Below are 19,220 nucleotides of genomic sequence, written 5' to 3' on the forward strand. Positions count from 1 at the left end.
AGCTGCACTCGGCGCAGCGCGGGACTACAATCCCGCGCTGCGATTTCGAGTACGATTCACGAGTAGCCCGCCATGCTGATTCCCTTCGAGCTCATCGAAGCCGACACCCTCGACAACCTGCTGGAAGATTTCGTCACCCGTGAAGGCACCGACAATGGCGACGACACGCCGCTGGACGTGCGCGTCGAACGCGCGCGCCATGCGCTCAAGCGCGGCGAGGCGGTGATCGTCTTCGATCCGGAAAGCCAGCAGTGCCAGCTGATGCTGAAGAGCGAAGTGCCGAGGGAGTGGCTGGAGGACTGACACGCTCCTTCTATGACGCTCAGGCCGAACACTATGCAGGATGGCGTGGAGCGCAGCGATACCCATCAATTGCGTGCACCACGGCGGGGTTTCGCAAGCTCCACCCATCCTACGACGAAGCTCAGCGCTCAGGATCGGAACGGATCAGGGCGCCAGACGCGGCCCCAGCAGCACGACGCTGGCGCCAATCACGCACAGCGCCACGCCCACCCAGTCGCTCCACAGCGGGCGGCTTTTTTCCACGAAGGCCAGCCAGAACAGCGATGCAGCGACGTAGATGCCGCCGTACGCGGCGTAGGCACGCCCGGCGTAATTCGCCTCGACGCGGGTGAGCAGGAGGGCGAACACCGTCAGGCTGAGCAGGCCGGGAATGATCCACAGCGCGCTCCTGTCCAGGCGCAGCCAGAGGTAGAAGGCGTAGCAGCCGGCGATCTCGCAGAACGCGGCAAGGACGAACCAGAGGTAATTGATCACAGCGGTCTTCTCTTGAAGGGCAGTCGCGGGAATTCAGCCGCGCAGGCCGCCCTCGCGCTCCCAGGCGCAACGCACTTTCAGCTCGCCTTCGCGCGGGCTGTGGAAGCCGTTCTCGGATTCCCAGCGGAAGGTGTGGCTGCCGTTGACTTCGGTTTCCAGATGCACCACCGCGCTGGCCCAGTAGAGACGGCGCAGCAGCGCTTCGAACTGTTCGACCCAGAGTTTCCACTCGTACTCGATGGTCTGGTAGCTGGCGCCGAAATGGATCACCTGGGACTGGTACAGGCCCGCACCTTCGGTCTCGCAGCGGCTGAACATTTCGCGGCCGAGGAACGGCCAGGCCTCGCCCATGGGCAGGCTGTCGAGCACCTTGCGGTTGGCGGCGCGGCGCAGGCGGCGCTCCATCGAGTCGCCGGGCCAGTCGCGAATGCAGCCATAGACGATGGATTCAGAGTGCAAGCGGGTTCTTCCTTCAATGACACCGGAGCCTTCTAACACAGGCATGGCGATGCGCAAAGCACGAATCCCAAGCGCTGGGCGGTAGCCCGAAAAAGCAAAAGCCCCGCGAAATGAGCGGGGCTTTCACCGGGGTCCAACGTACATCAGCCAGGCAGGCCGGTGACTAAAACTAACCCTTTGCACCGACCTGGGCAAGCCCTCTCTTTCAATGCACCGAAAGGGGGCGAATTCCTTGCTCAGAACCGGCTTTACGATCGTGCGCGCTGGAGCTGCATTCAAGCAGTTATGCCAACGCGCAGCAGATCGTAATCAGGTTCTCAGGCCAGGCTGCGGCGCTTGGCTTGCATCTTCTCCGCCATTTTCGCCATCTCGTCGTAGATCGCCTGGGGATTCTGCTGCTTGATCTGCCAGGCCATGCGGCCCTGCTCGTGGGGCAGGATCATGAAGACGTCGCGGGCCACTTCCTGGTGGATGTAGTCGGCGATGTCCGCGGCGCTGATGGGCGAGCTTTCCAGCAGCTTGCCGACCTGGGTCTTCATCTCCGGGCTCGGGCCGCGGAAGGAGTCCAGCAGGTTGGTCTGGAAGAACGACGGGCAGACCACGTGGACCTTCACGTCCACCAGGCTGAGATCGGCCAGCAGGCTTTCCGACAGGGCCACCACGCCGGCCTTGGCCACGTTGTAGTTGCTCATCGCCGGGCCCTGCATCAGGGCGGCCATGGAAGCGATGTTGATGATGCGGCCCTTGCTCTTCTCCAGCAGCGGCAGGAAGGCCTTGCAGCCCTTGACCACACCCATCAGGTTGATCGAGATCTGCCAGTCCCAGTCTTCCAGCGACAGTTCGCTGAAGAAGCCGCCGGAGGCGACGCCGGCATTGTTGACGATGACGTCGATGCCGCCGAATTTCTCTTCGCAGGACTGCGCCAGCTGGGTCAGCTGGCTGTAGTCGCGCACGTCGCAGCGTTGGGTGAAGCCGTCACCGCCGGCCTCGCGCACCAGCTTGAGGGTCTCCTGCAGGCCTGCTTCGTTGACGTCGGCCAGCGCCAGCTTCCAGCCCTCGCGGGCCCAGCGCAGGGCGATTTCGCGTCCGAGGCCGGAACCGGCGCCGGTGATCATGATGCGATTTTGCATAGGGGAGGTCTGCCTTTTCTTGTCTTGTTCGGGACGGGTGATCGACAGGGTTTGTCGACGACTGTGGCCCGAAGTGTAACCAAGGCTTTCCGCTATCAGCGGCGAAATCAGGGCGCTGAATGCCCCTGGCAAACCGCCGGCGCACTAGCGCTTGGAGGGATACCGGTCAGGCCTGGAGCAGCACGCAGAGCTTGCCCAGCACCAGGGCGATGCCGGCGGAGACGAGCAGGTGGGCCGCGCAGTTGACGCGCTCGCGCTTGAACTGGGCGAAGCCACTGATGCGGTAGCGCAGCATGAAGATGCCCAGCGCCACGGGAAGGGCCGGGCCGAGGAAGGCAAACTGCCAATAGCGGTCCGGATTGACCACCGGGTCCAGGGTCATGGCTTCGGCCAGCGGCGGCAGGCCCAGCCCGCACTGGACGAGCAACCACACCACGCCCAGCACAACCAGTACAACGCCCAGCATCCCCAAGACTCCCTGATGGCAAAGGCCCAGTATGTTAGTACAGGCCCTTCAGGCAGGTTGTGCGACGAATCACCCTGTGGCGTATCGGCGCTGTGACGAAAGCGGGTTATCGCCGGAGCGAGCTTCGAGCGATCGCGGACAGAATCCGCTCCTACGCAGGCGGTTAGCCCTGGGCCTTTCGCAGGAGCGGATTCAGCCGCGATGCTCTTGGCGAGGGCCGGTCAGATCCGTCCGAGCAACAACAACACCAGCAGTACCACCAGCACCACGCCGATCACACCGGAAGGGCCATAACCCCAGTTGCGCGAGTGGGGGAAGACCGGCAGGCCGCCGATCAGCATCAAGATCAGGATGATCAACAGGATAGTCCCGAGTCCCATATCGTCTCTCCTCTTTCAGTCGACGAGGGGCGATGGCTCGCGGGGTGCGATTGGCCAGCGCTTGTAGATACCGACCGAGGCGGCGCGGGGAAGATTCAAAGAATCTGCGCGGGACTATCAGCTCAGGTCGCGGGGCAGCGAGCCCTTGCGCAGGCGCAGGAACATCAGCGCGGCGGTGCGCGCGTCACCGATGGCGGTATGGCGGCCTTCGATAGGGATCTCCAGGTTGCGCGCCAGGGTGTCGAAGCGCAGGTCCAGGTGCAGGTCGGGGAAACGCCGGCTCATCTTGCGGTGATAGATCTCCGAGACCTCTACACGCGGATTATCCAGCCTTGCGCCGAGCTGCTCGCGCAGATGCCGGCGCAGCACCGCCACATCAAAGGACAAGTAGTAACCCAGCAGCGGTCGCTCGCCGACGAACGCTTGCACCCGGCGCAACGCCTCCGCCAGCGGCAGCTGGCCTTCGAGGTCGGCGCGACGCAATTTATGGATGCGGATCGACTCGCCGTCGAGTGACAGCGGCGGCTCCACCAGAAGCTCCAGGCGTTCGCCGAGAATCAGCTTGCCGTGACGGATGAGCACCGCGCCGATGCTGAGGATGTCGGCCTTGCGCGGGTCGAGGCTGGTGGTCTCCAGGTCCAGCGACACCAGTTCTTCCGCCTCCGCCGGGTCGTGCCGCCACCAGTACAGGCGTCGGCGCCAGGCGGACCAGTGCGGATCGGGGGCAGCGACACAGGCGTTCATCGGGTCTCCAGGTGGAATTGGCGGCTCAGGCTCTGCTTGAACTTCTTCACCGTGTGCAGCCCGAAGCGCAGCAGGTCGCGCTCGTGGCGGCTCAGGCGGGAAACGTCCAGGCCCTGCTCGCGGCCGTCGCACTGGCCGTCCAGTTGCTGGCGCAGGCGCAACTGGAGGAACAGTTCAAACGCCTCGACCAGGTTGTCCGCCAGCGTCTCATCCAGCACGCCGAGTGCTTTCAGGGCGGCGAGGCGGTCGAGGGTGCCGCGCTCCTCCAGCCCTTCGCGCACGGCCAGCACGCGGGCACCGTGGACAATAGGAAAGATGCCGCCGCGCTTCGCGTCCAGGTGCGCATCCTGGGTCTTGAGCTGGCCGAGGAAGGTCAGCGGCGTGTCGAACTGCAGGGCCGGCAGGGCCAGGTCGCTCATCCAGCGGCTACTGTCGCCGGCCAGATCGTTCAGGCCTTCGCGCAGGCTGTCGAACAGTCTTCGGTTACCCGCCACCGGCCAGGCATCGGCGAGGATCGACAGGCGCATCAGCTGCTCGGGACGACCTTGCAACGGCAGCTCGCGCAACTCGCGTTGCCACTCCGACAGGGGTTTGCACCATTCCGGCCGGCTGGCCATTACGCCGCCAGGGCATGGCGGATATCCAAATTCCAGCAGCGCGGCGGTGAAGCGCTGCATCAGCAACAGACCCTGCTCCACCGGCAGGCCGTCATCCAGGATCAGCGCGTTGTCCTGGTCGGTCTTCAGCAGTTGCTCCGCGCGGCCTTCGCTCCCCATCACCAGCAGGCAGCATCGGCCACGCAATACCGGCGGTACCTGCAATTCGAAAAGTCGTTCGAGCAATTGTTCGTTGAGCGCGCTGACCAGTTGCATGATGAAACGCAGGCGGATGCCATTGCCGGCCAGGGTCGCGATCAGCGTGTGCAGGGTCTCGGCGGCGGCGCGCAGCTCGGCCTCGCTTTCGGCGCGGGCGATGCGCAGCGCCAGCACATGGGAATGGGTGGAAAACAGGCTGAGCACCTGGGTCAGGTGGAGCAGGCCGACCACCCTGCCTTCTTCGCACACGGCCACGCGCTCGATGCGCTGGCGGGTCATGAGGATCATTGCGTCGAAGAGGAAGTCGCCCAGTTCGACGTGGCTCAACGGGCGATGCGCCAGCGGGCCGATGGGCTGCGCTTCGCTGAAGCCGTCGCGGAAGTGCGCGGTCATCAGGTCGGTTCGGGTGACGATGCCCAGCGCACCTTCCTCGCGCACCAGCAGTGCGTCGGCACCGCGGCTGAGCTGCAGGCGCGCCGCATCCCCCAACGGCAGCGTCGGCTCCACCTCGATGGCGGGCAACAGGTGTTCGGGCGCAATGCGGGTGAGGATGAATTCGGCAAGGTTCTGCCCGTCGCGACGTTCCAGCTGGCGCTTGCTGGCCAGGTCCGCACGGAAGAAACGGGCGAACTGCGGGTTGTCCGTGCACAGCTGGTGGAACACTGCCGCCGGCAATTCGTAGACGATGCTCTCCTCCACCGCCTGGTAGCGGTGCTTGCTGCTGCCGGAGAACAGCCCGCGCACGTCGAACAGGTCTTCGCCGCCGTACTGGGCGAACAGCTTGCCATCCTCGCCGCGCTCCTCGATCACGCCCTTCATCAGGATGAAGAGGCAGGGCACCGGCGCGCCGGCTTCGAGCAGCACTTCGCCGACCGTGTAGTAGCCCACGCTCAGCGCGTCGCGCAGCTGCTCCCGCTCCCTCGGGCGGAGCTGGTCGAAGGGCGGCGAGGCGAAGTTGAAATCATCGGACATCCGTTATCCATCCCTTGCAAAAAAGCGGGGCCGGGGGGGTTTACACCCCCGGCCCCCGCCGGTTAGCTCAAGCCGTCAGTGGGCGACTGCACCACTGGCCCCCAGGCCGGTCTGCGAGCGGATGAACTGCGGGAAGAAGCGCGCGCGCTCTTCGTCGGCCGCAGTGGACTTGTCGGTGATGGAGAAGAACCAGATACCGATGAAGGCCACGGCCATGGAGAACAGCGCCGGGTATTCGAACGGGTAGATGGGCTTCTCGTGGCCGAGGATCTGAACCCAGATGGTCGGGCCGAGGATCATCAGCACCACCGCGGTGATCAGGCCCATCCAGCCGCCGATCTTGGCGCCACGGGTGGTCAGCTTCTTCCAGTACATGGAGAGCAGCAGCACCGGGAAGTTGCAGCTGGCGGCAATGGAGAAGGCCAGGCCGACCATGAAGGCGATGTTCTGCTTCTCGAACAGGATGCCGAGGATGATCGCGACCACACCCAGGCATACGGTGGTGATCTTCGAGACACGCAGTTCATCCTTCTCGTTGGCCTTGCCGCCCTTGAGCACGCTGGCGTACAGGTCATGGGACACGGCCGAGGCGCCGGCCAGGGTCAGGCCGGCAACCACCGCAAGGATGGTGGCGAAGGCCACCGCGGAGATGAAGCCCAGGAACAGGCTGCCGCCCACCGCGTCGGCCAGGTGCACGGCCGCCATGTTGTTGCCGCCCAGCAGCGCGCCGGTGGCGTCCTTGAAGTCCGGGTTGGTGCTGACCAGCAGGATCGCGCCGAAGCCGATGATGAAGGTCAGGATGTAGAAGTAGCCGATGAAACCGGTGGCGAAGAACACCGACTTGCGGGCTTCCTTGGCGTCACTGACGGTGAAGAAGCGCATCAGGATATGCGGCAGGCCGGCGGTGCCGAACATCAGCGCGAAGCCCAGGGAGAACGCGGAGATCGGGTCCTTCACCAGGCCGCCGGGGCTCATGATCGATTCGCCCTTCGGGTGAACCTTGATGGCTTCGGAGAACAGGGTGCTGATGTCGAAGTTGACGTGCTTGAGCACCATGATCGCCATGAAGGTGGCGCCCGAGAGCAGCAGCACGGCCTTGATGATCTGCACCCAGGTGGTGGCGAGCATGCCGCCGAACAGCACGTAGAGGACCATCAGGATCCCGACCAGCACAACCGCGACGTGGTAGTTCAGGCCGAACAGCAGCTCGATCAGCTTGCCGGCGCCGACCATCTGCGCGATCAGGTAGAAGGCCACGACCACCAGCGAGCCGCAGGCGGACAGGGTACGGATATCCTTCTGCTTGAGGCGGTATGACGCCACGTCGGCGAAGGTGTACTTGCCCAGGTTGCGCAGGCGTTCGGCGATCAGGAAGAGAATGATCGGCCAGCCGACGAGGAAGCCAATGGAGTAGATCAGGCCGTCGTAGCCGGAGGTGAACACCAGTGCGGAAATACCGAGGAAGGACGCGGCGGACATGTAGTCGCCGGCAATCGCCAGGCCGTTCTGGAAGCCGGTGATGCTGCCGCCGGCGGTGTAGAAGTCAGCGGCGGATTTGCTGCGTTTGGAGGCCCAGTAGGTGATGCACAGGGTCAGGCCGACGAAGGCGACGAACATGACGATGGCGGAGACGTTCAGCGGCTGGCGCTGTACCTCGCCGGTGAGGGCGTCTGCCCAGATGGCAGGAGCGAACGCGGCCAAAGCGAGGGCCGCAGAAATTCGGCCTTTCATTGCTGGGCCTCCTTGAGGATTTCCTGGTTCAGGCGGTCGAACTCACCGTTGGCACGGCGCACGTAGATGCCAGTGAGCACGAAGGCGGAGACGATCAGCCCGACGCCCATGGGGATGCCCCAGGTGACGGACGAATCGGCACTGATCTTCGCGCCGAGCAGCTGCGGCTGGAAGGCGATGAGCAGGATGAAGACCACGTACAGGCCCAACATGATCAGGGAAAGCAGCCAGGCGAAGCGTTCGCGCTTGGCCACCAGCTCTTTGAAGCGCGGATTGGTATCAATCCGCTGGTAGATGCTGTCGTTCATTTTGTTCTTGTCCTCACAGCGGGGATGACGCGGATGTCGTCGATCCCTAATTTATTTGAGCGCTGCAAGGGCTCCAGACGACTTTAGTCGTAGCGATTTGCCCGCTGTTGCGAACAGGCCCGGAATAGACGCTTCGGCATAAAAAAATCCCCCGCGAACTGAGATGTTCACGGGGGATTCTTCTGTGTCGCGGGTGAAGTGGCCCTAACTTATTACAACCATTGCTTCACGCGATCGGGGTGCGCCTCGACCCACTTCTTGGCGGCCACTTCCGGCTTCTCGCCATTCTGCACGGCAAGCATCACTTCGCCGATTTCCTGGCCATCCTTCCACTGGAATTTCTTCAGGAAGGCCCAGACTTCCGGCGCCTTCTTCTCCAGCGCCGGGTTGGCCACGCTGTCGACGTGCTCTTCCTCGCCGTAGACCTTTTTCGGGTCTTCGAGGAACTTCAGCTTCCACTTGGCGAACATCCAGTGCGGAATCCAGCCGGTCACCGCCACGGCCTTCTTGTCGTTCTCCGCGCGGGTCAGCTCGGAGATCATGCCGCTGCCGGAGCTGGCCACCAGTTTGTAGTCCAGGCCGTAGTCCTTGATCGCCTGGTCGGTCTTGAGCATCACCCCGGCACCGGCGTCGATGCCGACGATGCGGCCGCCGAAGTCATCCTTCTGCGCGTTGAGGTCCTCGATGCTGTTGGCTTTCACGTACTCGGGAACGATCAGGCCGATCTTCGCGCCCGGGTAGTTCACGCCCAGGTTGACCACCTTGTCCTTCATCTTCTCGTAATAGGCGCCGTGGGTGACCGGCAGCCAGGCCGAGAGCATGGCGTCGAGCTTGCCGCGCGCCACGCCCTGCCACATGATCCCGGCGGCGACCGGCATCAGCTTGACCTGGTAGCCGAGCTTCTCGCGCATGATCTCGGCGGCGACGTGCGTGGTCGCCACGCTGTCCGACCAGCCGTCCACGTAACCGATGGTGATTTCCGGCTTGGCCGCCGCACCGGCCAGCCCGGCTGCCGCCGACAGCACCAGCCCTGCGCCCAGGCCCAACAGGCGTCGCATCATTCGCATGGTTTTCTCCCCGTGATTTTATCGGCGCGCCGGGGCGAACCCGGCGCATTTCGCGGTCTTGGCCGCCCCCTCATGATCGGCGCCCGCTGCTGGCGAACTGCTCTGAGAGCGACGCCAAACGGTCCGATCCACGACACGAACCGTCCATCCACGACCACGCGATTCCATCCGCGACGAAGGTGCCGGCCTATCGCCTCCATACACAGGCTCGATTACCGGATACGGCGCTGGCGCAGTAGTCTTTCAGCAACGGAGAATCATTCTCGACTGGAGGATCGCCACCATGCTCAAGACCGTCACCTTCACCCTGATGCACTTCATGATCGCCTTCAGCGTCGCCTACGCGCTGACCGGCAGCATCACCGTGGGCGGCCTGGTGGCGGTGGTCGAGCCGCTGTGCAATGCGGTGGGCTTCCACTTCCACGAGAAGTTCTGGAAGCGCCTCGAGGGCAACTCGCCCCAACCGACGCACAACTGGATTCACCGCCACGCGTGAGTGCCCGCGCGGGCACTGACGGCGGCTGGCGGCATTGCTAAGATGCGCGCCTCGCCCCGGCTCGCGTGCCCCCATGCCTCAGTCCCCGCGCTTTCCGCTCCTCCCCTATTTCTCCGCCCTGCTGCTTGCCATGATTGCCCTTTGCGGGCTCTGGTATGGCCTGGGCAAGCCGGTAATCCTGCCCGACGCGGCAACGCCGGCGCACAAGCTGCAATGTGCGTCCTATAGCCCGTTCGCCAAGGACCAGTCGCCTTTCGACCAGCCTTTCGTGCTGCGCCCGGAGCAGATGGATGCCGACCTTGCACTGCTGGCGACACGTTTCGACTGCGTGCGCACCTACTCCATGACCGGCCTGGAGGGCATCCCTGCGCTGGCCCGCAAGCACGGGCTGAAACTGATGCTGGGCGCCTGGGTGAATGCCAACCCGGTGGATACCGGCCGCGAAGTCGACGCGCTGATCAAGGCCGCCAACGACAATCCGGACGTGGTGCAGTCGGTGATAGTCGGCAACGAAACCCTGCTGCGCAAGGAGGTCACCGGGCGCTACCTGGCCGGACTTATCCACAAGGTAAAGGCCCAGGTGCGCCAGCCGGTGACCTACGCCGATGTCTGGGAGTTCTGGCACCAGCACCCGGAGATCGCCCCGGCGGTGGATTTCATCACCATCCACCTGCTGCCCTACTGGGAAGACAATCCGCGCGGCATCGAAGACGCCCTCGCCCATGTGGCGAAGATCCGCGAGGACTTCGGCCGCGAGTTCGGCCCCAAGGACATCCTGATCGGCGAGACCGGCTGGCCCAGCGAAGGCCGCCAGCGTGAAACCGCCCTGCCCAGCCGGGTCAACGAGGCGCGCTTCATCCGCGGCTTCGTGCACATGGCCGAGGAGAAAGGCTGGCACTACAACCTGATCGAAGCCTTCGACCAGCCCTGGAAGCGCCAGAGCGAAGGCGCGGTGGGCGGCTACTGGGGCCTGTTCAGTGCCGACCGCGAGGAAAAAGGCGTGCTCGCCGGGCCGGTCAGCAACCTGCCGGGCTGGCCGATGTGGCTGGGGCTATCCGGCGTGATCCTGCTCGGTGCCCTGCTGGTGGGTGGCCGCCCCGCCTCTGCTCGCAGTGCATTCCTGCTGCCACTGGCCGGCGCGCTGGGGGCCGGCTGCATCGGGCTGTGGCTGGAACTGTCGGTGATCACCAGCCGCTTCTGGGGTGAATGGCTCTGGGCGGCAGCGCTGGCCGGGCTCAACCTGCTGGTGCTGCTGCACATCAGCCTGGCGCTGTCGGCCCGCACGGGTTGGCGGAGCAAGGCGTTCGATTGCCTGCAACGCCGCGCCGGGCTGTGGCTGGCGACCGCCGGTTTCGCCGGCGCGGTGCTGATGCTCGGGATGGTCTTCGACGCTCGCTACCGCAGCTTCCCCAGCGCGGCCCTGCTGTTCCCGGCGCTGGTCTATCTGTGCCGGCCGGTTGATGCGCCGCGCCGCGAAGCGCTGCTGCTGGCGCTGATCATCGCCGGAGGGATTCCCGCGCAGTTGGCGCTGGAAGGGTTGAGCAACCTTCAGGCGCTGGGATGGGCCGCGGTGAGTCTTCTGCTGCTGGGTGCGCTGTGGCGAGGGTCACGCCTGTCAGAGCAAAAGGCCTGATTCAGCGCGATGGCGCGCGCACCAGGCGCAGCCCGGCCAACACCAGGGCGAAGACGGCGAGCCCGGCGTTGTACAGCACCAGCGCCGGCAGCGTGACCAGCATTGCCAGCACCGCCAGCCACCAGCCGGCCTGCCGCGGTACGAAGAAGGCCAGCAGCGAGAGGCCCAGCGCCAGCTTGCCGAACACGCCGAAGTGAATCGCCCAGCCCAGTTGCGAGCGCGCAGCGCACTCCCAGCGCGTGGCCTGGTCGGCGCAGATACCCACCCAGCGACTGTCCTCCATCAGCCCGAAACGCACGCCATAGCTGGCGGCCAGCCAGAGCGCCAGGACCAGCAGCAGGAGGATCAGGGGCAAACGACGGGACATGGCGCCACTACTCCGGGAGGCGAAAAATCGGCGCCCAGCATAACCAGCGCCGGGGCCGATGCAAGAGGGGGCAAACACTGCTTAAACTTCCCTCACCCACGGAGCCCTTGATGAATCCCTGTTCCTGCTGGTTTGCGCGGCCACCAGCTTCTGGTGGCTGTGGCCGACCGACCACCCCCGGGCACCGCAGCGGTACAGCCAGCCCCTGTCCGAGGCTGGCTTACGCGTCGAGCGCTATTCCATCTACCCCTTGCAGGACTTCAGCATCGAGGCGCGCGTACTCGGCCGCGAGGACTACCGCCTGGGCCGCGAGGCCGAATTGTCGCCCACCGACCTGGCGTTGGGCTGGGGGCCGATGGATGACCCAAAGGTGCTCGCCGATATCCGCATCAGCCAGGGCAACCGCTGGTTCTACTGGCACGCCGACAAGCTGCCGATCCCACGGCGCGAGCTGGAAACCCACGCGGCCAACATGCACATGATTCCGGCCAACGACAGCGTCGCGCGTACCCTGGCCCAGGTCAGCGCCGGCGAACACGTGCGCCTGTCCGGCAAGCTGGTGCGCGTGGAAGGCGACGACGGCTGGCGCTGGGTCAGTTCGCTGACCCGCGAGGACACCGGCGCCGGCGCCTGCGAGCTGGTCTGGCTGGAGAGCCTGGAGCGCCACTGAAGCGCGCTGTTGCCAGCCATACGGGGCTTTGGGCATGCTCGGCCCATCCCGCCCTGCAAGGAACTCCCATGTCCCGCGTCACCCTGCGCCCTGCCGTACCCGACGACATCCCGCTGATCCTCGAGTTGATCAGCGAACTGGCCGACTATGAAAAGCTGGCCCATGAGGTCAAGGCCGACGCCCGACGCATGCACGATCACCTGTTTGGCCCGCGCCCCTTTGCCGAGGTGCTGATCGGCGAGGTGGACGGCGCGCCCGAGGGCTTCGCACTGTTCTTCCACAACTATTCGACCTGGCTGAGCCAGCCGGGCATCTACCTCGAGGACCTCTACGTGCGCCCCGCCGCCCGTGGCGCCGGCCTGGGCAAGGCGCTGCTCACCGAGCTGGCACGGCTGGCGGTGGAGCGTGGCTGCGGTCGCCTGGAATGGTCGGTGCTGGACTGGAACGAGCCGGCCATCGGCTTCTATCGCAGCCTGGGCGCGCGCCCGCAGGACGAGTGGACCGTCTATCGTTTGACCGGTGACGCCCTGCGTGACCTGGCGCGCAAGGGCTGAAACGCGCATCGCACTTGTGGGAAATGTACTGGTCTTAATGCGCGGTCACCCTAGAGTTGACCTCTCCTAGAAAGGACTCCGAACCATGATATTTCTACGCCGCGTCGCCGCCCTGATCGGCTGCCTCGCACTGGGACTCGCCGGGCCCGCTTCCGCCCGCGATGTCGAGCAGGCCAACTATGGCTACCCGTTGGTCAATCCATTCGAGGCGACCATCGCCACCACGCCACCGGATCTGCGCCCGCAGTTGCCCTCGGACGATGACATTCGCCAGTCGGACTACACACTCAAGCTGCGCCCGGAGCGTGAGTACGAGCTGCCGAGCAACTTCTGGCCGGTGAAGAAGCTGCACTACCGGCTGGCCCGCCAGAAGCACGAGGCGCCGCTGGTGTTCATCATCGCCGGCACCGGCGCGCATTACGCCAGCACTACGCCGGAGTATCTCAAGCGCCTGTTCTACGGCGCTGGCTACCATGTGGTGCAATTGTCCTCGCCGACCAGCTGGGACTTCATGGTCGGCGCCTCCCATGTCGCCACCCCCGGCTACACGCCCGATGACGCCGACGACCTGTACCGGGTCATGCAGGCGGTACGCGCGCAGCACCCCGAACTGCCCATCACCGATTACTACCTGACCGGCTACAGCCTCGGCGCGCTGCACGCCGCCTTCGTCAGCAAACTCGATGAAAGCCGCCGCAGCTTCAACTTCAAGCGCGTGCTACTGCTCAACCCGCCAGTGAACCTCTATACCTCGATCAGCAACCTCGACAGGATGGTGCAGACCGAGGTCAAGGGCATCAACAACACCAACACTTTCTACCAGGTGGTGCTGGCCAAGCTGACCCGCTACTTCAAGCAGAAGGGCTATGTCGATCTCAACGACGCCTTCCTCTTCGACCTGCAGCAGTCCAAGCAGCATCTTTCCAACGAAGAGATGGCCATGCTGATCGGCGCGGTCTTCCGCTTTTCCTCCGCCGACATCGCCTTCACGTCGGACCTGATCAACCGCCGCGGGCTGATTACTCCGCCCAAGTACCCGATCACCGAGAGCACCAGCCTGACGCCTTTCTTCAAGCGCGCCATGCAATGCGACTTCGAGTGTTACATGACCGAACAGCTGATGCCGTTGTGGCGCGCCAAGTACGACGGCGGCAGCCTGCCGCAGCTGATCCAGCAGGTCAGCCTCTACGCGCTCGAGGACTACCTGCGCGACAGCCCGAAGATCGCCGTGATGCACAACGCCGACGACGTCATCCTCGGCGCCGGCGACATCGGCTTCCTGCGCCGCACCTTTGGCGACCGCCTGACGCTCTACCCGCGCGGCGGCCACTGCGGCAACCTCAACTACCGCGTGAACGCCCAGGACATGCTGGGCTTCCTCAAGGGACAGGATGCCCCGGCCGCTGGCCTGGCAACCGTGCAGACAGGGAACTGACTCCATGCCACTTCGCCATTCCTGGACCCTCGCCCTGCTACTGGCCTGCGGCCTCGCTCAGGCCGAAACGCCGCAACCGGTCAAGACACCCACCAACATCCAATTCGACATGGCGCCGGACGACGACGGCTTCAAGCATCCGTTGGACGCACTGAAATTCAACCCCGGACTGGACCAGCGCGAGTTCGAGCGCGCCACCTTCGACGCCCTCAACGTCTACGATCCCTGGGAGTCGTGGAACCGCCGGGTCTACCACTTCAACTACCGCTTCGACGACTGGGTGTTCCTGCCTGTGGTGCACGGCTACGAATACGTCACCCCGCGCTTCGTGCGCACCGGCGTCAGCAATTTCTTCAGCAACCTGGGCGAGGTCACGACCCTGCTCAACAACGTCGGCCAGCTGAAGCCCGAGCGCGCAGCGAACAGCACCGCACGCCTGTTGTTCAATACCATCCTGGGTATCGGCGGCCTCTGGGACCCGGCCAGCGCCATGGGCCTGCCCAAGATCAGCGAAGATTTCGGCCAGACCCTGGGCTACTGGGGCGTGCCGGAGGGCCCGTACCTGATGCTGCCCATCCTCGGTCCGTCCAACCTGCGCGACACCGGCGGGCTGGCCACCGACTTCGTGGCCGCTCGCGAAGTGAACTACCTGAACTATTCCGACCTCAGCAGCGACTACTGGGAGCTGCCGGTCCTGGAGATCATCGACAAGCGCTACAGCAACAGTTTCCGCTACGGGCAGATGAACACGCCCTTCGAGTACGAGAAGCTGCGCTACTTCTATACCGAAGCCCGGCGCCTGCAGATCCAGGAGTAAGCCGGAACCGCCGCCCTCGGGCGGCGGTTTCTTTTTCGCTAAACCATCAATTCTATCGATAGTTAGTCCGAAAAAATCGCAACCATTCATCCATCATTTGGGACTAGGATGATCTCCATTCACAGATCAAGGAGGTCCCCATGACCCGTTTACGTACCGTGATCGACCAGCACATTGGCCACCCGGCCTCCGACGGTGCCGGCGTGCGCCTGACCCGAGTGATCGGCGGCCACGGTATCGAACGCTTCGATCCGTTCCTGATGCTCGACCAGTTCGACACGCAGAACCCGGACGACTACATCGCCGGCTTCCCGGCCCACCCGCACCGGGGCTTCGAGACCGTCACCTATATGCTCGAAGGGCGCATGCGCCACGAAGACCACCTGGGCAATACCGGCCTGCTCAAGCCCGGTGGCGTGCAGTGGATGACCGCCGCCCACGGCATCATCCACAGCGAGATGCCCGAGCAGGTGGAAGGCGCCATGCGCGGCTTCCAGCTGTGGCTGAACCTGCCGGCGAAGGACAAGCTGGCGCCGGCCGGCTATCGCGACATCGAGCCGGAAGACGTGCCCCGCCTCACCACTACGCAAGGCGTGGGTGTGACCGTGATCGCCGGGCGCTTCGACGACGGCAAGACTGCCATCGATGGCGCCGTACAACGCCCGGGCACCGAGCCGCATTATTACGACTTGGTCTTGCCCGCCGGCACCTCCGTGACTCCTCGGATTCCGGCGAGCCATCGAGTGATGCTGTATGTGTATGAAGGGTCTCTGCAGGTGCCTGGCGAGCGCGGTGACGAGACCGTCGCCACCAACCGCTTGGTGCGCCTGGGCCAGGGCGACGAAATCCAGCTCTCCAGCGACAAGGGCGCGCGCGTCCTGCTGCTGGCCGGCAAGCCGCTCAATGAACCGATCGTGCAGTACGGCCCGTTCGTGATGAACAGCCGCGAGGAGATCGAGCAGGCCCTGCGCGATTACCGTGATGGCGTGCTGGCGGTCTGAGCCACGCGCACGAAGGCACGGACTCCGTCCGTGATGGGTCCGCTTCGCGCCGGAACCCATCGCGGACAACGTCCGCTCCAATGCTCATGGAAACGTCGCGGCTACAACGACCACTCCTCCATCCCCAGAAAGCGCGCGATCTCCGCGCGCTTTTCCATCGCATCGCGATACCCCAGTTCGATCAGCGCATTGCAGTAGCCCGGCTCGAACAACAGGTAGCTGAGCACCCCCGCCCCGCTCGCCTTGGTCGCTCCAGGCCCGCGCAGGAACAGGCGCAGCGCCGGCGGCAGTTCGTGACGGTACTGCGCGGCAATCTCGTCCAGCGGCCGGCTCGGTGAAATCAGCAGCACGTCCACCGGCGCCAGCCCCAGCGTCGCACGTCGGGCCTCTTCGGGTACCAGCGCACTGAGGAAGTTGATGCGGTGCAGCAGTTCGATATCGCCTTCGAGGCTGTCGATGAAGGTGCTGTTGAGCAGGTGGATGCCCACCTGCGCCAGGCTCGGCGGCTGGCCCGTGCGGTAATTGGCCACCTGCTCGTTGGCGCTGCCCACCGTGGGATTGCCGCTGACACCGATTACCAGCACGCGATTGGCGCCCAGGTGCAACGCCGGGCTGATGGGCGCCTGCTGGCGCACCGCGCCATCACCGAAATACTCGCGGAGAATCCTCACCGGACGGAACAGCAGCGGAATGGCCGAGCTGGCCAGCAGGTGCTCGATCTGCAGCCGCGTCGGCACGCCGATGCGGCGATGGCGCAGCCAGGGATCGATGGTCGCGCGGCCCTGGTAGAAGGTCACCGCCTGGCCGGACTCGTAGCCGAATGCGGTCACTGCCACCGCGCGCAGATTTCGCCGGCGCACGGCGGCAGCGATGCCGGAGAAATCCAACTCACGTTCGAGGAGATAACGCAGCGGCGTGCTATCCAGCAACGCCACCGGCTCACGCTTGCCCAGCCCGAGCAGGCTGTGGCCAAGAAATCTGAAGGCCTGGCTGAACACGCCGGGCCAATCCGCGCGGTACACCTGCCCGGTGCGGAAGCCCTTCCAGACCTTGGTCAAACGCTCCACCGCGTCGGTAAAGGACAACGCCCCGCAAGCCAGTCCAACGGCGTTAATGGCTCCGGCGGAGGTGCCGACGATGACCGGGAAGGGATTCTCCGCGCCCTCGGGCAGCAGCTCGGCGATGGCCGCCAGCACACCGACCTGATAGGCCGCCCGTGCGCCGCCGCCGGAGAGGATCAGGCCGGTAATGGCCGGAGATTGCTGCGCAAGCGTGGCGGAGTCGGTCACGGCAGAAGTCCTTGTCGCGTCGTTTCCAGCTTAGGCCCCCTGAGGAGTGAACGGCCTACTTCTTCTTGTCGTAGAGCTTCGGCTCGCCCTCGGGGCGGCTCTTGAAGCGGCGGTGCGCCCAGAGGTACTGCTCGGGTTGGCGGCGAATCTCGCTTTCCACCCACTGGTTGATGCGAATGCAGTCGGCCTCTTCGCTTTCGCCGGGGAAGTCTTCCAGCGGCGGGTGGATGGTCAGGCGGTAGCCGGAACCATCGGACAGGCGCGACTGGGTGAAAGGCAGCACCAGCGCGCGGCCCAGGCGGGCGAACTTGGTGGTGGCGGTGACAGTGGCGGCCGGGATGCCGAACAGCGGCACGAACAGGCTCTGCTTGGCGCCGTAGTCCTGGTCCGGCGCATACCAGATGGCACGGCCGGCACGCAGCACCTTGAGCATCGCACGCACGTCCTCGCGCTCGATGGCGGTGGCGTCGGCGTTGTGGCGCTCGCGGCCGGTACGCTGGACGAAGTCGAACACCGGGTTGTCGTGCTCGCGGTACATGCCGTCGATGGTCTGCACCTGGCCGAGCAACGCGGCGCCGATCTCCAGGGTCGTGAAGTGCATGGCCATGAGGATCACTCCCTTGCCTTCGGCCTCGGCCTTCTTCAGGTGCTCGATACCCTCGATGTGGGCGAGCCTGGCCAGGCGCGCCTTGGGCCACCACCAGCTCATGGCCATCTCGAAGAAGGCGATACCGGTAGAAGCGAAGTTTTCCTTGAGCAGGCGCTTGCGCTCGGCGGCCGGGAGTTCGGGGAAGCACAGTTCAAGGTTGCGGGCGGCAATCGCCCGGCGGCTGCCGACCACGCGGTACATCACCGCGCCCAGCGCGCGCCCCAGCCCCAGCAGCGCCGGATATGGCAACTGCACCACCAGCCAGAGCGCACCAAGGCCGAGCCAGAGCGGCCAGTGACGGGGATGGAGGAACTCTCGGCGAAAGGTGGGGCGGTCCATGGAACTTTCCGGTCACGATCAAAGCCCGACATTCTACCTTGCGCGGGCGCGCCGTGCCTGCCTTGCGCCCTGGCTATCCGCCACGCTTGCGGCTGTCGGGGCGGTCCGCTATAAGTCCACCCATTTTGATGACGCAGTCCGACCATGAGCCAAGCTGACCTTCTCGACCAAGATCCCGTATTCCAGCTCAAGGGCAGCATGCTGGCCGTCACCGTTCTGGAACTGGCCCATAACGACCTGCCGCGCCTGGACCGCCAGCTCGCCGACAAGGTCGCCCAGGCGCCCAACTTCTTCCGCGATACCCCGCTGGTGCTGGCGCTGGACAAGCTGCCCGACGGCGAAGGCCAACTCGACCTGCAGGGCGTACTGGACATCTGCCGCCGCCACGGCCTGCGCACCCTGGCCATCCGTGCCAGCCGCGAGGAAGACATTCGTCTGGCCACCATGTTCGACATACCCGTGCTACCGCCTTCGGGCTCCTCCCGCGAGCGCGCGGTCGAGCCCAAGGATGCCGTCCCGCAGGTGACTGGCGCCGCGCCGGTACGTCGCCCGCGGGGCGAGAAGCTCTCCGAAAAGGTGGTCGAGCAGGCCGCTGGCGCGGGTGTGCAAGCCGAGAAACCGTCCTCGCAGACCACCGAAGCCAAGCCGGAGAAACCAGCAGAGACAGCCGTCGAGCCAACCGACGCAGCCCAGGAGCCGGCGAAGGAAGCCGCTCCGGAAAAACCGGCCGAGCCGCCGGCACCGGTCGTCCGTCCGACCAAGCTGGTCACCACCCCGGTCCGCGGCGGCGTGCAGATCTACGCCGCCGGCGGCGACCTGATCGTGCTCGCTCCTGTCAGCCCCGGCGCGGAACTTCTCGCCGACGGAAATATCCATGTGTACGGTCCGATGCGCGGTCGTGCCCTGGCCGGAGTCAAGGGCGACACCAGCGCACGTATTTTCTGCCAGCAGCTGGCTGCGGAACTCGTGTCCATCGCCGGTAATTACAAGGTCGCCGAAGACCTTCGACGCAGTCCGCAATGGGGGCAGGCAGTGCACGTCAGCCTGTCGGGTGACGTGTTGAACATCACCCGCCTTTAACGGATACTGCCGCGACTTTCAGGGACCAGAATTCTTCGTTT

The 19,220-nt window shown here is 65.0% G+C and carries 22 protein-coding genes; 9 read left to right on the plus strand and 13 right to left on the minus strand.

Annotation, left to right across the window (positions count from 1 at the left end; genetic code table 11):
• The first annotated feature begins 72 nt into the window (after nt 1-72).
• Nucleotides 73-303 carry a YheU family protein gene (locus MJ122_RS02545; protein ID WP_017522012.1) on the plus strand — a complete coding sequence of 77 codons (231 nt, stop codon included), beginning with the start codon at nt 73-75 and terminating at the stop codon, nt 301-303.
• Between the two features lie 144 nt (nt 304-447).
• On the opposite strand, the gene MJ122_RS02550 is transcribed toward MJ122_RS02545, so the two are convergent.
• The 10 genes from MJ122_RS02550 to MJ122_RS02595 all read right to left on the minus strand — a co-directional run bounded on the left by MJ122_RS02550 (nt 448) and on the right by MJ122_RS02595 (nt 8,849).
• Nucleotides 448-777, minus strand: a complete 330-nt coding sequence (locus MJ122_RS02550; protein ID WP_088416557.1) for a YnfA family protein — start codon at nt 775-777, stop codon at nt 448-450.
• 33 nt (nt 778-810) lie between these two features.
• Entirely contained in the window at nt 811-1,236 is a 426-nt protein-coding gene (locus MJ122_RS02555) for a hypothetical protein (RefSeq protein ID WP_017522014.1), read from the minus strand.
• Nucleotides 1,237-1,553: 317 nt separating this feature from the next.
• Complete coding sequence (locus tag MJ122_RS02560) at nt 1,554-2,366, minus strand: SDR family oxidoreductase (RefSeq protein ID WP_239742122.1); 813 nt, start codon at nt 2,364-2,366, stop codon at nt 1,554-1,556.
• 166 nt (nt 2,367-2,532) lie between these two features.
• Nucleotides 2,533-2,832: a hypothetical protein gene (locus MJ122_RS02565; RefSeq protein ID WP_088416556.1), complete on the minus strand. Its 300-nt coding sequence runs from the start codon at nt 2,830-2,832 to the stop codon at nt 2,533-2,535.
• Nucleotides 2,833-3,053: 221 nt separating this feature from the next.
• Complete coding sequence (locus MJ122_RS02570) at nt 3,054-3,212, minus strand: DUF3309 family protein (protein ID WP_017522017.1); 159 nt, start codon at nt 3,210-3,212, stop codon at nt 3,054-3,056.
• 117 nt (nt 3,213-3,329) lie between these two features.
• Entirely contained in the window at nt 3,330-3,956 is a 627-nt protein-coding gene (locus tag MJ122_RS02575; protein WP_239742124.1) for a 3'-5' exonuclease, read from the minus strand.
• Nucleotides 3,953-5,743, minus strand: a complete 1,791-nt coding sequence (locus tag MJ122_RS02580) for a DUF294 nucleotidyltransferase-like domain-containing protein (RefSeq protein ID WP_239742126.1) — start codon at nt 5,741-5,743, stop codon at nt 3,953-3,955. The genes MJ122_RS02575 and MJ122_RS02580 overlap by 4 nt, the downstream gene beginning before the upstream one ends.
• A gap of 75 nt (nt 5,744-5,818) precedes the next feature.
• A complete protein-coding gene (locus tag MJ122_RS02585) occupies nt 5,819-7,474 on the minus strand; it encodes a cation acetate symporter (RefSeq protein WP_017522020.1) in 1,656 nt (551 codons plus the stop codon).
• Nucleotides 7,471-7,782: a DUF485 domain-containing protein gene (locus MJ122_RS02590; protein ID WP_017522021.1), complete on the minus strand. Its 312-nt coding sequence runs from the start codon at nt 7,780-7,782 to the stop codon at nt 7,471-7,473. Before MJ122_RS02590 ends, MJ122_RS02585 begins: the two co-directional genes overlap by 4 nt.
• A gap of 212 nt (nt 7,783-7,994) precedes the next feature.
• Entirely contained in the window at nt 7,995-8,849 is an 855-nt protein-coding gene (locus MJ122_RS02595; RefSeq protein ID WP_026079367.1) for a glycine betaine ABC transporter substrate-binding protein, read from the minus strand.
• 283 nt (nt 8,850-9,132) lie between these two features.
• Between MJ122_RS02595 and MJ122_RS02600 the strand changes: the two genes are divergently transcribed.
• The gene (locus MJ122_RS02600; protein ID WP_088416553.1) at nt 9,133-9,345 is read left to right on the plus strand and encodes a DUF2061 domain-containing protein; all 213 of its coding nucleotides are present in this window, start codon (nt 9,133-9,135) and stop codon (nt 9,343-9,345) included.
• 73 nt (nt 9,346-9,418) lie between these two features.
• Nucleotides 9,419-10,978 carry a beta (1-6) glucans synthase gene (locus tag MJ122_RS02605; protein ID WP_239742129.1) on the plus strand — a complete coding sequence of 520 codons (1,560 nt, stop codon included), beginning with the start codon at nt 9,419-9,421 and terminating at the stop codon, nt 10,976-10,978.
• A 1-nt stretch (nt 10,979) separates the two neighbouring features.
• Here MJ122_RS02605 and MJ122_RS02610 read toward each other — a convergent pair whose 3' ends face one another.
• Nucleotides 10,980-11,345, minus strand: coding sequence for a hypothetical protein (locus MJ122_RS02610; protein ID WP_088416551.1), 366 nt, complete (start codon nt 11,343-11,345; stop codon nt 10,980-10,982).
• A gap of 250 nt (nt 11,346-11,595) precedes the next feature.
• Here MJ122_RS02610 and MJ122_RS02615 point away from each other — a divergent pair, with 250 nt between their 5' ends.
• The 5 genes from MJ122_RS02615 (at nt 11,596) to MJ122_RS02635 (ending at nt 15,822) form a co-directional block, all read left to right on the plus strand.
• Nucleotides 11,596-12,015 (plus strand): hypothetical protein, encoded by a 420-nt coding sequence (locus tag MJ122_RS02615; RefSeq protein WP_239742131.1) that lies wholly within the window; start codon nt 11,596-11,598, stop codon nt 12,013-12,015.
• Between the two features lie 68 nt (nt 12,016-12,083).
• Nucleotides 12,084-12,569, plus strand: coding sequence for a GNAT family N-acetyltransferase (locus MJ122_RS02620; protein WP_239742134.1), 486 nt, complete (start codon nt 12,084-12,086; stop codon nt 12,567-12,569).
• An 85-nt stretch (nt 12,570-12,654) separates the two neighbouring features.
• Nucleotides 12,655-14,004, plus strand: coding sequence for a serine/threonine protein kinase (locus tag MJ122_RS02625; RefSeq protein WP_239742135.1), 1,350 nt, complete (start codon nt 12,655-12,657; stop codon nt 14,002-14,004).
• A gap of 4 nt (nt 14,005-14,008) precedes the next feature.
• Nucleotides 14,009-14,821, plus strand: a complete 813-nt coding sequence (locus MJ122_RS02630) for a VacJ family lipoprotein (protein WP_088416547.1) — start codon at nt 14,009-14,011, stop codon at nt 14,819-14,821.
• 140 nt (nt 14,822-14,961) lie between these two features.
• The gene (locus tag MJ122_RS02635) at nt 14,962-15,822 is read left to right on the plus strand and encodes a pirin family protein (protein ID WP_239742137.1); all 861 of its coding nucleotides are present in this window, start codon (nt 14,962-14,964) and stop codon (nt 15,820-15,822) included.
• Nucleotides 15,823-15,923: 101 nt separating this feature from the next.
• Here the strand turns inward: MJ122_RS02635 and MJ122_RS02640 are convergent, their stop codons facing one another.
• Both MJ122_RS02640 and MJ122_RS02645 read right to left on the minus strand, forming a co-directional pair.
• Nucleotides 15,924-17,111 (minus strand): patatin-like phospholipase family protein, encoded by a 1,188-nt coding sequence (locus MJ122_RS02640; protein WP_239742139.1) that lies wholly within the window; start codon nt 17,109-17,111, stop codon nt 15,924-15,926.
• A 55-nt stretch (nt 17,112-17,166) separates the two neighbouring features.
• Nucleotides 17,167-18,099 carry a lipid A biosynthesis lauroyl acyltransferase gene (locus MJ122_RS02645; protein ID WP_239742141.1) on the minus strand — a complete coding sequence of 311 codons (933 nt, stop codon included), beginning with the start codon at nt 18,097-18,099 and terminating at the stop codon, nt 17,167-17,169.
• Nucleotides 18,100-18,243: 144 nt separating this feature from the next.
• Here MJ122_RS02645 and minC point away from each other — a divergent pair, with 144 nt between their 5' ends.
• The gene (gene minC / locus MJ122_RS02650) at nt 18,244-19,179 is read left to right on the plus strand and encodes a septum site-determining protein MinC (RefSeq protein WP_239742142.1); all 936 of its coding nucleotides are present in this window, start codon (nt 18,244-18,246) and stop codon (nt 19,177-19,179) included.
• Nucleotides 19,180-19,220: the final 41 nt, after the last annotated feature.

The sequence above is a fragment of the Pseudomonas sp. DP-17 genome, assembly GCF_022380625.1.
GTDB lineage: Bacteria > Pseudomonadota > Gammaproteobacteria > Pseudomonadales > Pseudomonadaceae > Pseudomonas > Pseudomonas nitroreducens_A.